The sequence below is a fragment of the Haloparvum alkalitolerans genome (genome assembly GCF_055381565.1).
The window spans coordinates 256052-277989 of sequence record NZ_AP043938.1; the positions used below are offsets into that span (position 1 = coordinate 256052).

Annotated in this window: 16 protein-coding genes, 1 tRNA gene and 1 CRISPR repeat array (1 of these 18 cut by a window edge); of the genes, 7 read left to right on the top strand and 10 right to left on the bottom strand. The window is 70.1% G+C overall.

What is annotated here, in order from left to right; genetic code table 11:
• Positions 1-51: 51 nt before the first annotated feature.
• Both gatE and ACZ432_RS03680 read right to left on the bottom strand, forming a co-directional pair.
• Positions 52-1926, bottom strand: coding sequence for a Glu-tRNA(Gln) amidotransferase subunit GatE (gene gatE / locus ACZ432_RS03675; RefSeq protein ID WP_426963587.1), 1875 nt, complete (start codon positions 1924-1926; stop codon positions 52-54).
• A gap of 1095 nt (positions 1927-3021) precedes the next feature.
• Positions 3022-4632 (bottom strand): DUF401 family protein, encoded by a 1611-nt coding sequence (locus tag ACZ432_RS03680; protein WP_426963586.1) that lies wholly within the window; start codon positions 4630-4632, stop codon positions 3022-3024.
• A gap of 214 nt (positions 4633-4846) precedes the next feature.
• On the opposite strand from ACZ432_RS03680, the gene asd reads away from it, so the two are divergent.
• Positions 4847-5890, top strand: a complete 1044-nt coding sequence (gene asd, locus ACZ432_RS03685; protein WP_426963585.1) for an aspartate-semialdehyde dehydrogenase — start codon at positions 4847-4849, stop codon at positions 5888-5890.
• Between the two features lie 165 nt (positions 5891-6055).
• Here asd and ACZ432_RS03690 read toward each other — a convergent pair whose 3' ends face one another.
• Both ACZ432_RS03690 and ACZ432_RS03695 read right to left on the bottom strand, forming a co-directional pair.
• On the bottom strand, positions 6056-6775 hold the full coding sequence (locus ACZ432_RS03690; RefSeq protein WP_426963584.1) for a helix-turn-helix domain-containing protein: 720 nt from the start codon (positions 6773-6775) through the stop codon (positions 6056-6058).
• Between the two features lie 86 nt (positions 6776-6861).
• Entirely contained in the window at positions 6862-9963 is a 3102-nt protein-coding gene (locus ACZ432_RS03695; protein ID WP_426963583.1) for an FAD-binding and (Fe-S)-binding domain-containing protein, read from the bottom strand.
• Positions 9964-10149: 186 nt separating this feature from the next.
• Here ACZ432_RS03695 and ACZ432_RS03700 point away from each other — a divergent pair, with 186 nt between their 5' ends.
• Positions 10150-10872, top strand: coding sequence for a fumarylacetoacetate hydrolase family protein (locus ACZ432_RS03700; protein ID WP_426963582.1), 723 nt, complete (start codon positions 10150-10152; stop codon positions 10870-10872).
• Positions 10873-11467: 595 nt separating this feature from the next.
• On the opposite strand, the gene ACZ432_RS03705 is transcribed toward ACZ432_RS03700, so the two are convergent.
• Entirely contained in the window at positions 11468-12436 is a 969-nt protein-coding gene (locus ACZ432_RS03705; protein WP_426963580.1) for a D-2-hydroxyacid dehydrogenase, read from the bottom strand.
• A 153-nt stretch (positions 12437-12589) separates the two neighbouring features.
• On the opposite strand from ACZ432_RS03705, the gene ACZ432_RS03710 reads away from it, so the two are divergent.
• Positions 12590-12967, top strand: a complete 378-nt coding sequence (locus tag ACZ432_RS03710; RefSeq protein WP_426963579.1) for a nuclear transport factor 2 family protein — start codon at positions 12590-12592, stop codon at positions 12965-12967.
• Between the two features lie 482 nt (positions 12968-13449).
• Here the strand turns inward: ACZ432_RS03710 and udk are convergent, their stop codons facing one another.
• A complete protein-coding gene (gene udk / locus ACZ432_RS03715) occupies positions 13450-14139 on the bottom strand; it encodes a uridine kinase (protein ID WP_426963578.1) in 690 nt (229 codons plus the stop codon).
• 130 nt (positions 14140-14269) lie between these two features.
• Here udk and ACZ432_RS03720 point away from each other — a divergent pair, with 130 nt between their 5' ends.
• Both ACZ432_RS03720 and ACZ432_RS03725 read left to right on the top strand, forming a co-directional pair.
• Positions 14270-14851 (top strand): CBS domain-containing protein, encoded by a 582-nt coding sequence (locus ACZ432_RS03720; protein ID WP_426963577.1) that lies wholly within the window; start codon positions 14270-14272, stop codon positions 14849-14851.
• A gap of 88 nt (positions 14852-14939) precedes the next feature.
• Positions 14940-16178 (top strand): ABC transporter substrate-binding protein, encoded by a 1239-nt coding sequence (locus ACZ432_RS03725; protein ID WP_426963576.1) that lies wholly within the window; start codon positions 14940-14942, stop codon positions 16176-16178.
• A gap of 240 nt (positions 16179-16418) precedes the next feature.
• Here the strand turns inward: ACZ432_RS03725 and ACZ432_RS03730 are convergent, their stop codons facing one another.
• The 4 genes from ACZ432_RS03730 to ACZ432_RS03745 are packed head-to-tail and all read right to left on the bottom strand — an operon-like array spanning position 16419 to position 20623.
• A complete protein-coding gene (locus tag ACZ432_RS03730; RefSeq protein WP_426963575.1) occupies positions 16419-17288 on the bottom strand; it encodes an ABC transporter ATP-binding protein in 870 nt (289 codons plus the stop codon).
• Positions 17285-18163 (bottom strand): ABC transporter ATP-binding protein, encoded by an 879-nt coding sequence (locus ACZ432_RS03735; protein ID WP_426963574.1) that lies wholly within the window; start codon positions 18161-18163, stop codon positions 17285-17287. Before ACZ432_RS03735 ends, ACZ432_RS03730 begins: the two co-directional genes overlap by 4 nt.
• Positions 18156-19493, bottom strand: coding sequence for a branched-chain amino acid ABC transporter permease (locus tag ACZ432_RS03740; RefSeq protein ID WP_426963573.1), 1338 nt, complete (start codon positions 19491-19493; stop codon positions 18156-18158). The genes ACZ432_RS03735 and ACZ432_RS03740 overlap by 8 nt, the downstream gene beginning before the upstream one ends.
• Positions 19490-20623, bottom strand: coding sequence for a branched-chain amino acid ABC transporter permease (locus ACZ432_RS03745; protein WP_426963572.1), 1134 nt, complete (start codon positions 20621-20623; stop codon positions 19490-19492). Before ACZ432_RS03745 ends, ACZ432_RS03740 begins: the two co-directional genes overlap by 4 nt.
• Before the next feature lie 152 nt (positions 20624-20775).
• Between ACZ432_RS03745 and ACZ432_RS03750 the strand changes: the two genes are divergently transcribed.
• Together ACZ432_RS03750 and ACZ432_RS03755 are read left to right on the top strand one after the other, a co-directional pair.
• The gene (locus tag ACZ432_RS03750) at positions 20776-21354 is read left to right on the top strand and encodes a GNAT family N-acetyltransferase (RefSeq protein ID WP_426963571.1); all 579 of its coding nucleotides are present in this window, start codon (positions 20776-20778) and stop codon (positions 21352-21354) included.
• An 88-nt stretch (positions 21355-21442) separates the two neighbouring features.
• Positions 21443-21516 (top strand) — tRNA-Thr (locus ACZ432_RS03755).
• A gap of 84 nt (positions 21517-21600) precedes the next feature.
• Positions 21601-21938: direct repeats of the CRISPR family, unit length 30 nt; unit sequence GCTTCAACCCCACAAGGGTTCGTCTGAAAC (it continues 1736 nt past the right edge of the window).

A 21938-nucleotide genomic window follows, 5' to 3' on the forward strand; every position in this document is an offset into this window, starting at 1 on the left:
CCGTCGGCAGCCTGCCGCCGACCTCGCGACGGCCGCCGGCCGAGCGCCCGGTCACGACCGCTTGCCGATCTCCTCGCGCAGCACCGCGGAGACGACCTCGCCGTCCGCCTTCCCGCGGAGCGCGCCCATCGCCTCGCCCATCAGGCCGGAGAAGGCGCCCATGCCCTCCGCCTCGACCTGCTCGGCGTTGCGCTCGACGACCTCGACGACCGCCTCGCGGACCGCCTCCTCGCTCACGCCCGCGAGGCCCGCCTCCTCGACGGCCGCCTCAGGGGACATGCCGGGGTTCTCCGCGAGCACCGTCAGCACCTCGTTGACGCCCTCCTTCGCGAGGTCGCCGTCCTCGACCAGCGCGAACAGGCCGAGGAACTGCTCGTCGGTCAGGTTCTCTACCGGGACGCCGTCCCGACGGAGCTCGGTCGTGGTGGACTCCAGCGTCGCGGCCGCGAAGGTCGGGTCGACGCCCGCCTCGACGGCCTCCTCGAACAGCGGGAACCGGTGCCCGAACGCGACCTGTTCGGCGAGGCCCTCGTCGAGCCCGAACTCCGCGACGTACCGCTCGGCCTTCTCGTCGAGCAGTTCCGGCGTCTCCACGTCGCTCGGGTCCGGCTCGACCGGCGGCACGTCGGTCTCGGGGTACATCCGCGCCGCGCCCGGCAGCGGGCGCAGGTAGCGAGTCGTGCCGTCCTCGTTGGCGCCGCGAGTCTCCTCCGGGACGCCCTCGACGGCCGACTCGGCGCGGTCCGCGGCCGCCTCGATGGCCAGGTCTGCGGTCTCGGGGTCGGCGGCGACGATGGCGACCGCGTCCCCCTCGCCGGCGCCGACCGCCTCGCGGAGATCCGCCACCTCGGCCGCCGTCACGCCGTAGGCCGGCAGCTCGTCGGTGTGGAAGATGCCGCCCGCGCCGTGGCGCTTCGCGTGGTCCGACAGCTCCGTGCCGAGCCGGCGGTCCGCCTGTATCTCGCGCCCCACGAGCCCGTCGAAGCCGTACAGCGGGACGGCGGTCACCTTGCCGCCGGAGTCGAGCGCGCCGCTGATCACGCCGGAGTCGGTGTCCGCGAAGACCGCGGTCACGTCCTGCACGTCGCCCACGGCGGCGTCGCGCTCGCGGAGTTCCTCGGCGATCTCGACGAGTTCGGCCTGCCGGCGGACCTCGCCGCGGACGATGTCCTCGATGCCCTGCAGGTCCTGGACGCCCTTCACCTCGACGCGGGCGCCCTCCGCGATGGAGACGTTCACGTCCTGCCGGATGGTGCCGAGTCCGCGCTTGACCGAGCCGGTCGAGCGGAGGAGCATCCCGATGCGCTCGGCGGCCTCCTTCGCCTGCGCGGGGCTCCGGATGTCCGGCCCGGTGCCGATCTCCACGAGGGGGACGCCGAGGCGGTCGAGCGAGTAGACGACGCCCTCGTCGGTCTCCTCGACGCGCTGGGCGGACTCCTCCTCAAGCATCAGGTCGACGACGGAGACGGGGCCCTCGCTCGTCGAGATCTCGCCGTGCTGTCCGACCAGCATCGTGCGCTGGAAGCCGGAGGTGTTCGACCCGTCGATGACGAGCTTCCGCATGACGTGCGCCTGGTCGACCACGGTGAGGTCCATCAGGTCCGCGATCTGGAGCGCGACCGAGAGCGCCTCCTCGTCGACGCGACGGGGCGGCTCGTCGTCCTCCTCCACGAGGCAGGTGGTGTCGTACGCGAGGTAGGTGAACTCGCGGTCGACGCGGCTCTCCTCGACGGCCGCCTGGTCGAGCTCCCCGAGTTCGCTCTTGGTCGGGTGGAGGTACCGCGTCAGCTCGCGGTCGGCCGCCTCCGGCTCGCGCTGCACGGTCGGGGAGTCACAGAAGAGCTTCGTCGCGGTGTCGAGCTGCTGGTGGATCTCCAGCCCGGCGACGAGGCCCAACTCCTCGTAATCGTAGTCGTGGTCGGTCATTGGGAGAGGTTCCGGCGCGCCGGGACAAAAAGGGTGGCAGTTCGAGGGATGCGGTGACCGGTCGCTGTACGTTGATGGTTGTGTGAACAAGCGTCCTGCTGCTTGAGACAGCAACACTTAGAAAGCCCTCGACCGCTCGCTGTACGCCGGCATTTGATCGGTCAAGCGCCTTGCTACGCTTGTTGCCAACATCCAGAAAGCCCTCGACCGCTCGAGCCCTCTCAGCGGGATATCTGCGCTCTCAGCACCGCCCGCGCAGATAGGGCCCGTCTGAGAGGGCGCGACCGGCCTCGCCCTTTCAGTCCGCCAGGGCGCGGTCTTTCGAATCAGTCGTCGCCGCGGATTGTTCGATGGGTCTCTACCTCGGCTGTCGAGGCAAGCGTGGCCTCACACCTCCCCAGCCTCAGCCGCCCGCGGCCTCCGCGTTGCTCCGGCCGCGGCCGGGCTTCCCTCGCGCGCGTCGAGGTCGCGCGCGCCAGACGTTGGACAGCCGGCGGGGCGATGCCCCGCGATCGGCGCGACAGAGCTGCACTCACGGCGGGAGTTCCGCCCCATCCGCGAAAAACGTCCGTCGGCGTGCGGTGCTGTGGCGGAGCGGTGCGGTTGGCGCGCGCCGCGGCGACCGCGAAGCGTGTCGCCGCGACCGCGCGAGGGAGACGGCGGCGCGGCCGCACTGCGGTGCGGTCTCGCGGCCGCGGCGCCGTCGAGGCTGGGGAGGGATGAGGCTGCGGTGCTGTGCGGTCGCAGTGCGGGGCGGTGGGTGGGACTGAAAGGGGCAGCCGGCTCGATCCGGCCCCGGCGCCTCAAGCACTCGCGCCGGGCGGTGTGGAGAGGCGCGAGCGCGCAGAGTGTGCGGCGGCCGGTCGAGCCGGCTGGGGCTTTCTGGGTGTTGCTGTCCCAAGCAGCATAAGCAGCAGAACCAGGTCAGTAGCGAGGAATGCCGGTTGGTACCCTCCGGAGGTTACCGCCCAGTGCGACGATATCTACATCCGAGACAGAAACGGTAGCATCTCCCACTGCTCCCAGAATCACTGATCGCGAGCTTCCGAACACGGATCGACCGGCGTAGAAGCGAAAACCGCCGTACGGAACCGCTTACTTCTCGCGCTGTGAGGAGTCGGTCGCGATCGGAGAAACACCCTTTCGGCGGGCGTCGAGCTCCGAGAGCCCGTAGACGAGGCCGACGAGCGCGAGCGCGCCCAGCGGGAGCCAGACGAACGGCGTGACGCCGGTGACCCCCCACGCGAGCAGGACGGCGATCGCGACGACGACGACGGTCACGGCGTAGTAGAGCTGCGTCCGCACGTGGTCGATCAGGTCCGCGCCCGTGAAGGTCGCCGAGAGGACGGTCGTGTCGGAGATGGGCGAGGTGTGGTCGCCGAAGATGGCGCCCGAGAAGACGGCGCCGACCACGGCCGCGACCATCGTGTGGTCGCCCGTCACCGACCACGCGACCGGGATGGCGACGGGGGTGATGATCCCCATCGCGCCCCACGAGGTGCCGGTCGAGAAGGCGACGAACGCGGCGAACAGCAGGACGACGACCGGGAGCACCGCGGCCGGGAAGCCCTCGCCGATGAAGCCCTCGACGTACTCGGCGGTGCCGAGCGCGGCGACGACCTCGCCGATGGACCACGCCAGCACCAGCACCGTCACCGCGGTGAGCATGATCCCGAAGCCGTCGATGGTGGCGTCCGTCGCCTCGCCGAAGTCGAGGATGTCGTAGGCCTTCCCGAGCGCGAAGCCGGACAGCACCATCGCGAAGGAGCCGTACACGAGCGCGCCGGCGTAGTCCGCGCCGGTCATCGCCTCCCAGAGCGCGCCGAGGGGGTCGGCCGCGAACCCGCCCGCGGTGAGGCCGCCGGTCCACAGCGCGGCGCCGAGCGTCACCGCGATCAGGACCGCGACCGGCGCGAAGAAGTTGACCAGCCGGGGGTTCTCGGCGTGGGGTTCGCCGAGGTCGTCTTTCACGTCCTGCATCGGCACCGCGTCCTCGCGGTTGACGGCGCCGGTCGTGTACGAGCGGTGCTCGGCGTCGAGCATCTCCCCGAAGTCGCGCCGCGACGCGACGACGATGAGCACCATGACGATGGCCAGGAGCGAGTAGGCGTTGAACGGGATCGAGCGCACGAACACCTCGAACGCGCTCGGGGCGTTCTCGACACCGAGGTTGCCGTACGCGTCCGAGATCAGCCCGATCTGGAACGCGACCCACGAGGAGATGCCCAGCGTCGCGACGGGCGCGGCCGTCGAGTCGACGATGTACGAGAGCTTCTCGCGGGAGACGCGCAACTCGTCGGAGACGTCCTTCATCGAGGAGCCGACGATGGCGGTGTTGGCGTAGTCGTCGAAGAACATGATCAGTCCCAGGACCCACGCCGCGAGGCCCGCCTTGCGCTGGGTGTCGAGGTGCTCGATCGCCCAGTCGCGGACGGCGTAGGAGCCGCCGAGGTTCCACACCATGGCGACGCCCGACCCGAGCAGCAGGGTGAAGACGATGATCGTCGCCTGGAAGCCGTCGTCCGCGATGATCGCCGCGACGATCCAGTCGAACGTCTGTACCACGCCGAGCCCGCCGGTGAAGATGACGGCGCCGGCCCAGACGCCGACGAACAGCGACGGGACGGCCTTGCGCGTGACGATTGCCAGTCCGATCGCCAGGAGCGGTGGAACCAGCGACAACGCGCCGAACGTTTCTGCTGCCATGCCCGTTCGGTTCCGGGGCCAGACGCTTAAGGGTGGCCTCACGAAACCGCGGCTTTCGGGGTCGAACGACCGCTCCGGTGAGGAGTTCTCGGCGGATGTGCTCGCTCGGCGGCGGTCCCTCGGCGAAACTCGGATATCGCCGAGAGGGCGCCACGAGCGGCGGATTCGGTCGCTATCCGAACGCACTTACGTCCCTGCGACCCAACCACACGCAATGTCCGTACGAGTCGGCATCCTCGGCGCAACCGGCGCCGTGGGCCAGCGATTCATCCAGCTGCTCGACGACCATCCGACCTTCGACCTCGCGGCCGTCACCGCGAGCGACGAGAGCGCCGGAAAGACCTACCGCGAGGCGGCCAAGTGGCGCGTCGACACGCCCATTCCCGAGGACGTGGGGAAGATGGAGGTCGGCGCGACCGACCCCGACGCGGTCCCCGACGACGTGGACCTGCTGTTCTCCTCGCTCCCCTCGGGCGTCGCTGCGGACGTCGAACCCGCGTTTCTGGAGGAGGGGTACGTCGTCTCCTCGAACTCCTCGAACGACCGCATGGCCGACGACGTTCCCCTCACCATCCCCGAGATCAACCCCGACCACCTCGATCTGATCGAGGTCCAGCGCGACGAGCGGGGCTGGGACGGCGCCCTCGTCAAGAACCCGAACTGCTCGACGATCACGATGGTCCCGACGCTCGCCGCGCTCGACGAGTTCGGCCTCGAGACGGTCAACGTCTCCACGCTGCAGGCAGTCTCCGGCGCGGGCTACTCGGGCGTCACCTCGATGGAGATCATCGACAACGCCATCCCGCACATCGGCGGCGAGGAGGACAAGATGGAGACGGAGTCCCGGAAGCTCCTCGGCGAGTTCGACGGCGCAGAGGTCGCGCTCCACGAGGCCGCCGTCTCCGCCTCCTGTAACCGCATCCCGACGCTCGACGGCCACCTGGAGAACGTGTTCGCGGAACTGGCCGAGGACCCGAGCGCGGGCGAGGTCCGCGAGGCGATGCGCTCCTTCGAGGGCCGCGGCGACCTCCACAGCTCGCCCGACCAGCTGATCCAGGTGTTCGGGCCCTCCGAGCCGGACCGCCCGCAGCCCCGCCTCGACCGCACTTACGCCGGCGGGATGGGCATCTCCGCCGGCGGCGTCGCCACGACCGCCGACGGCGTCCAGTACAACTGCCTCGCGCACAACACCGTCCGCGGCGCGGCCGGCGCCTCCCTGCTGAACGGCGAACTGCTCGTCGAAGAGGGCTGGGTCTGAGGCGGCCGACACCGCTCGGCGCGGGCGCTCCCCCTCGAGTCGAACCGACCGAAGAGAGAGCTCCGCACCGGCTGTAGGGTGGCCAACGGGGCGAGCGGGCGGACGGTCGTCTCGCCGATCGAGGACGAGCGAGGTGCCGGAGGTGCCGAAGTGCGCCGGCGATCGCTATCGGCGTTCCGGTGCCCCGAACGCCGACCGCTCGAAAAGCAGGGTGAGCAGTTTTCGCTCCGCGGTGCGGATGTGTTCGGCGAACGTCGCCGAGGAGATCCCCAGTTCGTCGGCCACCTCCTCGCCGCTACATTCGCGCGGCCACTCGTAGTACCCCGCCTCGAGGGCGGTCACGAGGACCTCGAACTGTCTGTCCGTGAGTCGCGTGCGGAGCACCTGCTGGACGCCCGACACGGTGAAAAGCGGCGTCACCGACTCCTTCCCGCGCTTTGCGGTCAGATCGGCCGCGGGAACGGCCGTGAGGAACGCCTCGATGACCGCGCCGGTGTCACGGCCGGCCGGGATGTCGGCGACGATGCGGCCCGTCCCGTCGGTGGCCTCCACCACCTGCGGGAGGGCGCCGAGCTCCGCGAGCCGGTGGGCGGGGCAGTTCCCCCGAACCTGAAACTCGAACAGCCCCCCGCGGTCGTACTCCGTGAGGAGACGCACCTCGGCCGTTTCGTGCTCCTCGGCGAGCGAAGCGATGCGCCCCGGATCCGCGTCGGTGACGCTGAAGTACTCCGTGTGCCCGCCCTCGCTGCGCGGCACCATCTTCGCGAGTTCGAACGTGCATTCCTCGACGGCCGACCCCCTGAGGAACGGGTAGCTCCCCTCGCGAAGCGAGAACTCGACCTCGGCGACGGGGGCGGCCGACCCCGGCTGGTCCGGTGTGGACATGGTTCTCGGAGGATTGGTCCATCAGCAGTATGACTTTTGCGTATGGGTGCCACGATCGCGGACCGATTCGCTCCTCGGAGCGTCAGTCACGGATCGGCGCGGCTACCGTCGGCGGACAGCGCGGCGGCGAGCTTCTGAATCGGGTGCGGCGGATGGTCCGCCCCCTCGCGGTCGCCCAACTGGGTGCGACAGGAGCCCCCGGGCGCCGTGACCGTGTCTCCGGGACTCTCCGCGACCTCGTCGAACAGCAGGCGGCCGATGGCCCGCGAGAGGTCGTAGTGCTCGCTCTCGTAGCCGAACGAGCCGGCCATGCCGCAACAGCCCGAGTCGAGGGGGTCGACCTCGTAGCCCGCCCGCCGGAGCACGCCGACCGCGTGGTGGTCCTTCTTGAGCGCCTTCTGGTTGCAGTGGCCGTGATACGTCAGCGTCTCCGCGGGCGCGTCGAAGGCGAGCCGCTCGTCGACACGGTGAACGTCGAGGTACTCCAGGACCCCGAAAGCGGCCTCCGAGACGACCGCACCGTCGCTCGCGGTCGCCTCGCCGACCGCCTCGGGGGTCAGCAGGTCGCGGTACTCGTCCTGGAACACGGCCGCGTCCGAGGGCTCGACGAAGACGACCGCCGCGCCCTCCCGGACACGGGGCGCGAGCGCCTCGACGTTCTCGACCGCGCGCTCGCGGGCCACGTCCAGAAAGCCGCCGGAGTAGGCCGCGCGCCCGGAGGGAGCCAGGTCTCCCGGAATCTCGACGCGCACGTTCGCGGCCTCGAGCACCGCCACCGCGGCCTTCCCCGCGGCGGGATAGCTGTAGGTCGTGTACGTGTCCGGGAACAGCAGGACGGTCGCGGCCGCGTCCGCCTCCGGGACCGCGGGGCCGCCCCGCGCCGCGAACCAGTCGCGCAGGCTCTCGCGGCGGAACGGCGGCAGGTCCCTGTCGGGAGCGACGCCGAGGACGCGGTCCATGAGCGCCCGCGCGCCGGGGACCTTCGCGGCCGCGTTCGAGAGGGGCGCGAGCCGACTCCCGAGCGCCGAGAGCCGGTCGATGTCGCGGAACAGTTTCTCGCGCAGGCCGGCGCCCGTCTCCTCGTGATGGTCGTGTTTCACCTCGGCTTTGAGCTTCGCGAGGTCGACGCCGGTCGGGCAGTCGCGCTTGCAGCCCTTGCAGCCGACACAGAGGTCCAGTACCTCCTCCTGAAACCGGTCCGAGTGGATCTCCCCCTCCGGGAGGTCGCCGCTTATCGCCGCGCGGAGCATGTTCGCGCGTCCCCGCGTCGACTGGACCTCCTCGCGGGAGGCTCGGAAGGTCGGACACATCGTCCCGCCGGACTCCCGCTCCCGGCAGGTGCCGCAGCCGTTACACAGCTCCACGAGGTGCGAGAAGCCGCCCTCCGCGGAGAAGTCGAGCGTCGTCGTCGGCTCGACGCTGCTGTAGGCGGGGCCGTAGCGCAGGTGCTCGCGCATGTCCGTGTCGGCGGCCGTCTCGGGGTAGCCCTCCGCCGCGGCCGTCTCGCCGTCGACGTAGACGACTTTCCCGGGATTCATGCGCCAGTCGGGGTCGAACGCCGACTTCAGGTCCTGGAACGCGCCCCACAGCGCCGGACCGTACATCTTGGGGTTGAACTCCGTGCGCGCGAGGCCGTCGCCGTGCTCCCCGGAGAAGGCGCCGTGGTGCTCCAGCACGAGGTCCGTCACCGCGTCCGCGATGTCGTGCATCGTCTCGACGCCCCGCTCCTCCTTCAGATTCAGAATGGGGCGGATGTGGAGCGTTCCGGAGCCGGCGTGCGCGAAGTACGCGGCGGAGGTGCCGTGGTCGGCCAGGACCTCCTCGAACTTGCCCACGTACTCGGCCAACTCCGCGGGCGGAACGGAGGCGTCCTCGATGAATGGGTACGGCTTCGGGTCGCCCCCCATGCTCATCAGGAGGGGGATGGCCGCCTTCCGGAGCTTCCAGAGGTCCGCCTGCGCGTCGGAGTCGTACGCCTCGATCACGTCGAAGGCGTCGCCCTCGTCCAGGAACGCCGCGGAGGTCTCCGCGACCGCGGCCGCGAAGTCGTCGACGCACTCGTCGTCGAACTCGACCATCAGCGCCGCCGCGGCGCGGTCGGGGATCGGCTCGGCGTACGCCGCGAACTCCTCGGAGCCGGCCGCGAGCGCGAACACCTCGTCGTCCATCAGCTCGACCGCGCTCACGGGGAACTCCAACGCTTCGGGGACCGCCCGCATCGCGTCGACGAGGTCGTCGAAGCAGTAGAGCGCGAGCGCCGTCTCCGCGGGCCGGCTCACCAGCGACAGCTCCGCCTCCACGACCACGCCGAGGGTCCCCTCCGCGCCGACGAACAGCTTCGAGAGGTTGAGGACCGCCTCGCCGTCCTCGTTCTCCCGCACGACCTTGTGGAGGTTGTAACCCGAGACGGAGCGCTTCAACTCGGGGTAGCGCGCCTCGATCTCCGCCTCGTGCTCCGCGACGAGTCCGCGGACGGTTTCGTAAATGGCCGCCTCGCGGTCGTCCTTCTCGACGATCGACTCGTACTCCGGCGAGTCGACGACCACGTCGCGGGTGTGGATCAGCGACCCGTCCGCGAGCACGACCCGGAGCTCCTCGGTGTAGGCGTCGGTGATGCCGTACCGCACCGAGTGCGCGCCCGTCGAGTTGTTCCCGATGCCGCCGCCGATCGTCGCCCGGCCGGAGGAGGCCGGGTCCGGCGCGAACTTCAGCCCGTGCTCGGCCAGCCTGTCGTCGAGGTGGTCCTGCACGACGCCGGGCTGGACGACCGCGCGGCGCTCCTCCGGTCGGACCTCCAGTATCTCGTCCATGTGGCGGCTCAGGTCGAGGACGACACAGCCCGGCCCGACCGCCTGGCCCGCGAGCGAGGAGCCCGTGCCGCGCGGCAGCACGGGGGCGTCGTGCTCGGCGGCGACCGCGACCGCCGCGCGCACGTCCGCGACCGAGCGCGGGCAGACCACGCCCGCGGGCCGCGCCCCGTAGACGCTCCCGTCGGTGGCGTACAGCACCTGCGCGTACTCGTCGAACGCCACCTCGCCGGCCACGCGCTCGCGGAGGTCGGCCGCCAGCGGGGCGTACTCCGGGTCGTCCGGCCGGTCGTGCCCCAGAGAGGCCGCGGAGACGGCGTCCGGGTCGATGGCCTCGGCGGCGTCCGACTCCGCGGCCCCGCGGGCGTCGTCAACTCCCATGAACGTTCGTGATGGTCGCCCGGCGATAAGCGTGTGGGTCGGTTCAACACCCGCGGGCACGGCGGGTGGCGGTCGGCCGTCCCACGCCGTGACGGACCCGGGACCGACTCGTCCGGGACAGGCTCGTCCGCGACCGCCCCGTCCGCGACCGACGCCCTTTTGCTCGCGAGCGTGGCAGAAGGCCGCATGCGACGCGCGCGCCTGCTGACGCCCGACGGGCCGGTTGAGGGACGCTACGAGGACGGGGTCGTGCACGCCGCGGACGGCGAGTACGCGGTCGGTCGCGACGGCCGGCTGCTCCCGCCCGCGAGTCCCTCGGCGTGCTACTGCGTCGGGCGCAACTACGCGGAGACGCTGGACCAGATGGAGTACGAGCGCCCGGAGGAGCCGGACTGGTTCATCAAGCCGCCGACGAGCCTCGCGGCCCACGGCGAGCGGATACGGTACCCCGACTGGACCGACGAGCTCACCTACGCCGGCGAGCTCGTCGCGGTGATCGACGAGCGGTGCCGGGACCTCGACCCGGAAGACGTGCCGGAGGTCGTCCGCGGCTACACGGTCATGAACGACCTCGACGCGCTCGATCAGGTGGGTCGCACCGCCAGAAAGGCGTTCGACGGTTCCGGCCCGCTCGGCCCGTGGATCGAGACCGATCTGGACCCCCGGAGCATCGACATGGAGACGTACGTCGGCGGCGAGAAGCGGCAGGAGGCCAACACGGAGTTGATGCTGTTCGACCCCTACGAGCTGATGGCGCACCTCTCCGAGCGCGTGACGTTCGAACCGGGCGACTGCGTGGCGTTCGGCAGCCCCGCGAACCCCGGCCTCGTGGAGCCGGGCGAGACCGTCTCGATCACCTACGAGGGCGTCGGGACGCTGGAGAACGAGGTCGTCGCGCCGGACCGCTGAAGACGTCCGGGCGAGTGCGGTGCTGTGGCGGTGCGATTGCGCTACGGTTGCGGTGCTGCCGCGGTGCTGTGCGGTCGGCGCGCGCCGCGGCGACCGCGAAGCGTGTCGCCGCGACCGCGCGAGGGAGGCCGCGGGCCGGCCGCACTGCGGTGCGGTTTCGCGGCCGGCCCGCGGCCGAGGTTGGGGAGGCGAGAGGCTGCGGTGCTGTGCGGTCGCGGTGCGGGGCTGTGGGTGGGACTGAAAGGGGCAGTCGGCTCGATCCCGCCCGGACGACGCAAGCACCGCAGCGGGCTGTGTGGAGAGCGAGGAGCGCAGCGAGGGTCCCGCGAGGAACGAGCGGGACGACGGCAGTCGCAGCCCGGCAGCCCGCCACCGCAGGCAGCCCGGACCGTCTGCCGGAACCCGGCGCGGTCGAGCCGGCTGGGGCTTTCTGGGTGTTGTTGCCCAGATCAGCAGGATCTACAGCAGAAGCAGATCAGTAGTAGGGAGAGTCGGCTGGGGCTTGCTAGGTGTTGTTGACCTGATCAGCAGGATCGACAACAGAACGGTCAACGGAAGATCGATCAGGATCGGCGCGAACGACTGCGAAAAATCCTCAATTAACCCGGTTCTCGATCTCGGCGTCCGCCGGCCCGCCGGCCGCGTCGAGTTCGCGGACGTTCGCCGCGAGGATGTCGCCGCAGCGCTCGAAGTAGTCGGGCGTGTGGCCGGCGTTGTGGGGGGTGATGGTCACGTCGTCGAGCCGCCAGAGGGGGTGGTCCTCCGGCAGCGGCTCCGGGTCGGTCACGTCGAGCGCGGCGCTCCCGATGGCGTTCGAGCGGAGCGCCGAGACGAGCGCGTCGGCGTCGACCACCTTCCCGCGCGCGACGTTGACGAGGACGGCGTCCGCGCGCATCGTCCGGAACACGTCGTCGTCGATCAGGCCCGCGGTCGCGTCCGTGAGGGGGCACGCGAGGACGACGTACGCCGCGTCCGCCACCGCCTCGTGGATCCGGTCGAAGCCGTACACCTCGTCGGTCGGGCCGCCCTTCTCCGGCGAGTAGCGCACGCCGACGGTGTGCACGTCGAACGGCTCCAGCCGGTCCACGAGGGTCTCGCCGATGGCGCCGAGGCCCACGACCGCGACGGTCGACCCGTACACCTCCGTCGTCGGGTAGCTGTTCCACTGCCGGTCGGCCTTCTGGTCCCACGCCCGCGGGAAGTCCCGGGCGTGAGCGATCATCGACCCGAGGGCGTACTCGGCGATGTTCGGGCCGTGGACGCCCGAGGCGTTCGTCACCGCGACGCCGCGCTCGTCGAACGCCTCGAGGTCGAGGTGGCCCGTGCCCGCGTAGACGCACGCGAACAGCTCCAGGTTCTCCGCGGCGTCGAGCAGCTCCGGCCCCATCGAGAAGCCGGTCGCGACGCGCGCGTTTCGGACCAGTTCGCGCTCCTCGGCGGGCGTCGTCGCCAGCGCCACCTCGTGGTCGGGCAGGCGCTCGCGGAGGGCCGCCGCGTAGTCCGACGCGTCGAGGCCGTGGATCTTCTGTCGCAGGACGACGACGTCCGGGTCCGTCTCGGTCATGCGCGTCCGTTCGCGGGGCACCCCCAAAAGGTTCGGTCACGCGGCAGGCCGGACCGGTCGCGGTCGCTGAGACCCGCTTTGCTCCCTCTCGATACTCCAGCGAAAGTCGCCGGTATCCGAGCGATTAGCGCGGTGGCGCGTCGATGCGCCGACATGACTCACGGCCACGACGACCCCGAGGCGGCGGTGCGCGCGTACTACGACCACGTCGACGCGGAGGCGTACGAGGACCTGTTCGCGCTGTTCGCCGAGGACGTGGTCTACGAGCGCCCCGGACAGGGCGCCATCGAGGGGATGGAAGCGTTCCGCGAGTTCTACTTCGAGGGGCGGCCGCTGGAGGACGGGCGCCACGAGGTCCGGCGCGTCGTCGCGGACGGCGACGGCCTCGACGGGACGACCGTGGCGGTCCGCGGGACCTTCTCCGGCGTGCAGGACGGCGAGACGGTGTCGTTCGGCTTCGCGGACTTCCACGAGTTCGAGGACGGCCTGATCGCTCGTCGGGACACCTACACCGACCGCGACGAGGTGTGAGCATACGCCGCGGACGCGATGGGAGTCAGCTACGGCCGTCCGTTCGATCAACGATCGTGGCGGCGCGGTCGGCGCGCGCGAGCAACGCGCGCGAGGTCGCCGGCGCGCTACTGCACGCCGGCTGCTCGAAAATCTCCGATTTTCGGTGGAGGTCGCGGGCCGGCCGCCTGCTGTGCGGTGCCGTTCCGCGGCCGGCCCGTGGCCGAGGCTGGGGAGGTACGAGGCTGCTGTGCGGGGCGGTGCGGGGCGGGGCGGTGCGGGGCGGGGCGGTGCGGGGCGGTCGCGGTGCTGGGTGAGACTTTCTGAGTGTTGCTGGCCCGATTAGCGAGGTCTGCAGCAGAACAGTTTCTGTATCAGGGAGAGCCGGCAGGGGCTTTCCGGACGGTGCCGCCCCCAGCAGCATGAATCTGTGACAGAAACAGAACACGCGCCGTATCGGGAGCCGGCTGGGCGCTCGAGATGTCGCGTCCGAGCGCGGCCGGCTACTCGTGGTCCAGCGAGACGCCCTCGGCGAGCTGTTGTTCGAGCGTGCCCCGCTCCCAGTCGCGGACGCCCTCGCCCTCCACCTCCGAGCGGATCTTCTCCTCCAAGAGGTTGACGGCGACGGTGTTGGCGCCCTCCGGGATGATCAGGTCCGCGTGCTTCTTCGTCGGCTCGATGAACTGCTCGTGCATCGGCTTCACCGTCGAGAGGTACTGGTCGATGACGCCCTCCAGGTCGCGGCCGCGCTCGACCACGTCCCGCTGGATGCGGCGGAGGATCCGCACGTCCGCGTCCGTCTCGACGTACAGGCGGAGGTCGAGCATGTCGTTGACGGCCTCGTCGTACAGCGCGAGGATCCCCTCCAGCACGATCACGTCCGTCGGCTCGACCGTGATCCGCTCCGGCTTGCGGTTGTGGATCTCGAAGTCGTACTGGGGCATCTCCACGGACTGGCCCTCCAGAAGCGTTTCCAACTGCTCGCGCAGCAGGTCCCACTCGAACGCCGACGGGTGGTCGTAGTTGACGTCCGCGCGCTCCTCGTAGTCGAGGTGCGAGAGGTCCTCGTAGTAGTTGTCGATGGGGATCCGGGTGACGGAGTCGTCGACGTTCTCCGTGACGAGCCGGGCGACCGTCGTCTTGCCCGCGCCCGTCCCCCCGGCGATCCCGATCACGAACGACGGGATGGTCATGAACGCCTCTCGGAGAGGCCGAGGCTTGAAGCCTCTCTTTCGCGTTCGGCGGCGGCCGAGGAACTTGGCTCGCCGCGTTGATAACTGTAGTGGAGGCAAGTTTTACACCCTCCCGTCCGTCTCCCCGACTATGCAAGACGGTACCACTGTCCGCGACGTGATGCACAGGGCGTTCCTGGGCGTCAGCGAGTCCGACACGCTCGGCGACGCGGCCGAGCTGATGTTGGCGGAGGGGGCCGACTGCCTGGTCGTCGTCCGCGGCGGCGAGCCGGTCGGCTGCCTCTCCCCGCGGGACGCCCTCGGCGCGATCCTCGACGGCGCCGACCCCGGGGAGACGACGGTCGACGAGGTGATGGCGCCGCCGGCGCCGACCGTCCCCGCGGACAGCCGCATCGCTGCCGCCGAGGAGCGCCTCGTCGCGGAGGGGTCGAGTCGACTGGTCGTCACCCGGGACGGGGAGGCGGTCGGGATCCTCACGGAGCGCGACGTGCTCGCGGCCGGGACCACGCATCCGTCCGCCGGGGCCGAGCACGCCGTGCGGGGAAGTGCCGCCGACGTGGGGGCCGCCGAGGAGGCGGCGGTCGACGCCGAGAGCGCGGACGCGCCCACCGCGGAGGCGACCCAGAGCATCTGTGAAGTCTGCGGCACGCTGACGGCCGAGCTCTCGCCGTCGAACGGGCAGATGCTGTGTCCGGACTGTCAGGAGGTGTGACGGGACCGGACGAGGCGGGGGCGGGAACTCGGCGGCGGCGCGATGGTCGCGCGGCAGTTTTATATCCCCCTGCGTTATTTCTTGCCACATGGTACGTGGTATCCAACGGCGCGACTTCTTGAAAGGTGCAGCGACCGCAGGTGCGGTGGGCCTCGCCGGCTGTACGGGTGGCGGCGGTGGCGGACCGACGATCCGCTACGGCGTGTTGATGCCGGAAACCGGCGACCTCGGCAGTCTCGGGACGACGATGCGGGACGGCGGCCGGCTCCCGGCCCGGCAGATCGAAGACGAGATCGATTACTCGCTCGACGTCCAGACGGAGGACACGGAGACGAATCCGCAGGCGGGGATCTCCAGCGCCCAGTCGCTCGTCGACTCCGGCTATCCGGCCGTCGTCGGCCCGGCGGCGTCGAACGTCAACCTGCAGGTGACTCGCGAAGTGTTCATCCCGAACGAGACGGTCGGCATCTCGCCGTCGTCGACCGCGCCCGCGGTGACGGACCTGGAGGACGACGACTACATCTTCCGGACCTGTCCGAGCGACGCGCTCCAGGGGCCGGTGATGGCGCAGGTCGTCGTCGACGAGTTCGACGCGAGCACGGCCGCGACGCTGTACCTCAACGACAACTACGGACAGGCGCTCGAGGAGTCGTTCGTCAACGCCTTCGAGTCGGAACACGACGGCCAGGTTCCGAACCGGGTCTCCTTCGAGCCGGAGCAGTCCTCGTACGCCTCCCAGCTCGGCACGGCGCTCAACGACAATCCCGACGTGCTGATGGTCGTCGGCTTCCCGCAGTCCGGGATCACGCTGTTCCGCGACTACTACAGCAACTACGCGAGCGACTACGGCGGGTCGATCATCGTGCCGGACGGTCTGATCGACTCCTCGCTGCCCGAGGAGGTCGGCAACGACATGGAGGACGTGTGGGGGACCGCGCCGAGCGCGGCCGGCCCCGGCGCGGACTTCTTCGCCAACCTCTACGAGGAGGAGTGGGGCAACAGCCCGGAGGTGTTCAACGCGCAGTCGTACGACGCGGCCGCGGTGGCCATCCTCGCCAGCGTCGCCGCCGACGCCGACCAACCGGACGGCACCGCGATCCGCGACAACCTCCGGACCGTCGCCAACCCGGACGGCACCGAGGTCGGCCCGTCAGAGTTGGCCGACGCCGTGAGCATGGTCGCCGACGGCGAGTCGGTCAACTACGTCGGCGCGTCCTCCCCGGTCGACTTCGACGACAACGGCGACATGCGCGCGGTCAGCTACGACGTGTCTCGGTACCTGGACGGCGGCCTCGAGGTCCAGCGGACCATCGAGTTCGAGAACTGAAGCGCCGCGCCGTCACACTCGACTTTTTCGACGACTCACGCCACGAGCGGCGCGTTTCGGGGTCGACAGTCCTCCTGGATCAGGGATATTTGCGCCGACGCAGGAGGGGGTTCGCGCGTGACAGAAGGACGGCGACGTGACAGAAGGACGGCGGCGTAGGACGGCAACGTGACAGAAGGACGGCGGCGTAGGACGGCGGCGTAGGACGGCAACGTGACAGAAGGACCGAGACGGGGACGGCTATCCGCCGAGGAACTGCTGGCGCACGTCGTCGTCCGCGAGCAGGCGGTCGCCGGTGTCGGTGTAGCTGTTCTCGCCCTGCGCGAGCACGTAACCGCGGTCGCAGCGCCGGAGCGCCGCCTTCGCGTTCTGTTCGACCATCAGGATCGCCGTCCCGTCGTCGTTGATGCGGTCGATGCGGTCGAACATGTCCTGGACGAGGTCGGGGGCCAGTCCCGCGGAGGGCTCGTCGAGCAACAGGAGGTCGGGGTCCAACATCAGCGCCCGGCCCATCGCGACCATCTGTCGCTGGCCACCGGACATCGTGCCGGCCTTCTGGTCGGAGCGCTCTCGCAGCACCGGGAAGCGGTCGTAGATCTCCTCGATCCGCTCCTCGGGCACCTCGTCGAGGATGTACGCGCCCATCTCCAGGTTCTCCCTGACGGTGAGCCCGTCGAAGACGTTCTCGTTTTGCGGGACGTAGCTGATCCCCTCGTGGATGATCTCCTCGGGCGCGCGCTCGTGGATCTCGGTACCGTTGAAGGTGATCGTCCCGCCCATGTACGTCGTCAGCCCGAAGACGGACTTCATCACGGTCGACTTGCCGGCGCCGTTCGGGCCGACGATGGTGACGTACTCGCCGTCGCCCACGTCCAGGTCCACGTCGGTCAGGATCTGGAGGTCGCCGTAGCCGGCGTCGAGGTCGCGCACCTGCAACAGCACGTCGTCGGGGACGTTCGCGAGCGGGTCGCTCTCGGCGTCCACGTCGCGGTCGGGAGCGCCGCCGCCTTCCGACGCCTCGCCCGACGAGGCGGCCGCGTCCCCGACGGAGGCTTCGCCGCCCTCCGCGTCAGGGATGACCCCTGCGGGGGCGTCCTCGGGGGCGCTCATAGCTCGTCCTCCCCGAGGTAGGCCTCGACGACGCGTTCGTTCGACCGGATCTCCTCGGGCGGTCCCTCCGCGAGGACGGACCCCTGATGCATGACGATGACGTGTTCGCAGTTCTCCATGATGACGTCCATGTCGTGTTCCACGAGCAGGAACGTGTACCCCTGCTCGCGCAGCTCGTGGATGCGGTCGAGCAGCTTCTCCTCCAGCGTTGGGTTGACGCCCGCGAGCGGTTCGTCGAGCAGCAGCATGTCGGGGTCGGTCATCATCGCGCGGGCCATCTCCAGCAGCTTCCGCTGGCCCCCCGACAGCGTCCCCGCCTCCTGGTGGGCGAGGTGGTCGATCTCGAAGAAGTCCAGCGTCTCCCAGACGCGCTCGCGGATCTCCGCCTCCTGTTCGATCACGTCGCCGCGCGCGACCGGCGTCACCGACTTCCAGAGCTGTTCGCCGACCTGTCCCCTCGGCGCGAGCATCAGGTTCTCCAGCACGGTCATCTCCGCGAGCTCGCGGGCGATCTGGAACGTCCGGACGAGCCCGCGGTTGGCGATCGCGTCGGGGCGGAGCCCCGTGATCTCCTCGCCCTGGAACTGGACGGTGCCCGAATCGGGGGTGTGCGCCCCCGCGATGCAGTTGAACGTCGTCGACTTGCCGGCGCCGTTCGGCCCGATCAGGCCGGTGATCGTCCCGGCTTCCACCTCGAAGCTGGCGTCGTCGACCGCGACGATCCCGCCGAACGTCTTTCGCAGGTTGCGAACGCGAAGCGGGATCTCCGCGGGCACCGAGGCGGCCTGTTGCTCGACGGGCGAGTCCTGCGTTTCGGGCTCGTCGGGCGCCTCCACGTCCGCGTCCTCGGGCACGTTCGTCTCGGGTTCACTCATCGGTCTCACCCCCCGATCCCGAGCGGTGCAGGTCCACGGCCGCGGCCGTCTCCGTCCGGTGGCCGAGCACTCCCTCGGGGCGGTGCTGCATCAGCAGCACTAGCACGACGCCGAGCAGGATGAAGCGGAACGCCGAGATATTTCCGACCGTGTACGCCAAAAGCGGCATCGGGTCGAGCGACCCGAGCGGCGCGACGGCGGCCGGGAACGTCCCCGGCGACCCGCCGAGTTCCAGCGCGTTACCGAGGATGCTGCCGATCGTCCGCGGCCCCTCGAACAGCAGGCCGACGAACAGGATCGAGCCGACGACGCTTCCGGTGTTCGACCCGGAGCCGCCGACGATCACCGCGACGAACACGTAGAACGTCACGATCGGTCGGAAGGAGTTCGGGCTGACGAACCCCTGTGACCCCTGCCAGAGGATGCCGCCGAGCCCCATCAGCGCACAGCCCAGCATGAACACCTTGATCTTGAACCAGCGCGTGTCCTTGCCGAGCGACTGCGCGACGAGTTCGTCCTCGCGGATCGCCTTCAGCACGCGGCCGAACGGCGAGTTACCGACCCGCCGCAGCAGCCAGTAGACGAGGACGACGAAGACGGCCATCACCACGACCCACGCCGCGCGCCGAACGACCGAGGTCTGGACCAGCGGGAACGTCATGTCGAGCGGTCCGCCGGCCGCGAACAGCGCGTCCGTGGGCGTGTCCGGCAGGTCGAGACCGCTGCCGCCGCCGGTCCCGAAGCCGAACGTGGCGACGGTCCAACTCGACAGCGTCGCGGAGTTGAGCGTCAGCCGGATGATCTCCGAGAGCCCGAGCGTCACGATGGCGAGGTAGTCCGCACGCAGGCGGAGCGCCGGCAGCGCGGCGAGCAGGCCGACGACCGCGGCGAGCGCCATCCCGCCGACGACGCCGATCGGTAGCGGGAGCCCGAGTCCCATCCCGGAGACCGCATCCGGAGAGGTGGACAGGAGCGCCATGCCGTAGACGCCCATCGCCATGAACCCGGCCACGCCGATGTTGAACAGGCCGGTGTATCCCCAGTGGAGGTTCAACGCGAGCGCGAGCGTGGAGTAGGCCGCGAACAGGAACGTGAGCCGGACCCACGTGGACACGAGCGCGTTCACCGTGCGCGGGCCGACCCCTTCGGAGGCGATCGTCAACACGAAGAACAGGAGGTACATCGCGAGCATCGTCGCGCCGACGATCCGCAGGTCGGACTCCTGGAGGGCGCCCACGACGGCATCCGTCACCGTCGCCGGCTCCTCCCCCTCGGCGGGGCCGCCGCCGTCCGCGGCCGGGTCACCCCCGGCGTCGGTGGCGGCGCTCATGCGGTCGTCACCCCCCCGAACAGCCCCTCGGGCCGGTACAGCAGCACGAGGATCATGATGACGAACGCGGCGGCCGCGTTGAAGTCCGAGGAGATCCAGATCAGCGAGACCTCGTGGACGAGCCCGATGACGAGCCCGCCCGCGATGGCGCCGTAGATGGACCCGATCCCGCCGAGGATCACCGCGGCGAAGATGAACAGCAGGAGGAACCAGCCGAGGTTGAACTCGATGGTGCCGCGCTCGAGCACGTAGAGGTAGCCGGAAACCCCCGCGAGCGCGCCGCCGAGCACCCACGTCGCGGTGACGACGCGCTCGGTCGGGATCCCCGTCACCAGCGCGAGGTCCTTATTGTCGGCCATCGCGCGCATCGCCTTGCCGAGTTTGGTCCGCTGGAGCAGGAAGTGGGTCCCCAGCATCAACCCGATCGCGACGATCACGAGGGTTATCTCGTGGAGGTCGATGCTCACGCCGTAGAAGGGAACCCCGACCCCCTCCGTCGCGGTGACGCCCCGGTTGCGCGCCCCGTAGACGAACTGGATCGAGTACCGGAGCGCCAGCGCGACCCCGATGCTGGCGATCAGGAGCGGGATCCCCCCGCGGTCGCGCATCGGCTTGTAGACGATCCGGTCGGCCGCCACCGTGACGAGCACCGTCGCGACCGCCGCCACGATCACGCCCACCAGGATCGCGACGGGGGCCTGAACGACCGAGGCGCCGATGGCGTTCGGTCCCGCGCCGCTCCCGGCCCGGACCGACAGCAGGTGACCGGCGCTGGACCCGCCCCAGCCCGCGATCAGGAGCGCGGCGCCCCAGCCGGTGAACGCCCCCGTCGTCACCAGGTCGCCGTGTGAGAAGTTCGCGAAGTTGAGAATGCTGTACGTCATCGAGAGCCCGATCCCGGCCAGCCCGAAGATGAGCCCGACGACGATCCCGTTCCAGACGAGCCCGCCGAACCGGAGCGCCGACAGCGATCCGCCGAACGAGCGCTGGGCCGTGATCGGGACCTCGACGCCGGCGAGGCGAGCGAGGAGGTCCGCCAGCAGCACCAGCCCGGCGACCCCCGCGAGGAACAGAAACGGTTTCCCGCGGACGGCCGCCCGCCCGCGTTGTAGTGATTCATTGACACCCATGCGTGATAGTCACACGAAAAGGAACGGGCCTACCTAAATAACCCTTCGCTCCGCCGGTCGCGGTTCCGTCGGCGACTGCGGGCGAAACGGGGTGGGGGGGATCGGCCGGCTGAGCGTCAGGTCCAAATGCGGGCCCGCCGAACGACCCGAACATGGAGATCCTCCCCGCGACGACGGACGACGTCGACGCGGTCGCCGACCTCTGGGTGGACCTCGCGGCGGACCAGCGGGCGCACGGCTCGCACCTGCTCGCCGCCGCGAACCGCGAGGCCGTTCGTGAGACGGTCGCGCGGCGGGCCGTCGTCGACGTGCTGCTCGTGGCGCGGGCGTCGGACGCGGACGACGTCGACGGGAGCGAAGGGCGGGTCGCCTCCGAAAGCGGCGAGGGACCGATCCGCGGGTTCGTCTCGGCCGCGGTCGAGTCGGGGACCTACGAGCAGGACGTGACGCGGGGCGTCATCGACAACCTCTACGTCGAGCCCGACGCCCGCGACCGCGGCGTCGGCGGCGACCTGCTCGCGGCGGCGGAGGCTGCGCTCCTCGACGCCGGCGTCGATGCCGTCGCGCTGGAGGTGATGGCCGACAACGCGGCCGCCCGCCGCTTCTACGAGCGCCACGGCTACGAACCGCACCGCGTGGAGGTAGAAAAGCGATCGATCGAGAACGGCGGCCGTGAGGGGGGCGGACGTGGAGAAAACGGCCGGGACGTCGCCGCGGACGGCGACCGCTGACCGGTGGACGACGCGCGGCGGGTCGGCGTGGGACCGCCCGACCCGGAAGCGATACTGACTCAAAGGAGGCCCGCCAAGCCGGGGACGCGCCAGAGGAGCATGGGCGGTTCATGCACTCGACTTGTAATCGAGACTTCCGGGGTTCAAATCCCTGCTCTGGCTCTCTTCCTTCGGTTAAGTGTCCAATCGTTCCCAAGAGGTCCGTCTAAAGCGCGATGCGAACGCCATCAGTAGCAGCAGCGCGATACTTCAACCCCGGCAGAGTTCGTCTGAAACAAGCTCGGCCTCCGTGAGCCGCTCGCGTCGCGTGACGCTTCAACCCCACAAGGGTTCGTCTGAAACTGCCGCCGTCCGGACTCGACGGGTCAGAGGTCCGCGGCTTCAACCCCACAAGGGTTCGTCTGAAACACCTCGTGCCCAGCAACATCGACATGACCGCGGTCGCTTCAACCCCACAAGGGTTCGTCTGAAACCCTAAGCGCATCCCGCTTGAGTGTGTCAGCGAGGCCGCTTCAACCCCACAAGGGTTCGTCTGAAACCGGTGGTCGGAGAGTCATCTTGAGGACGGTAACGTGCTTCAACCC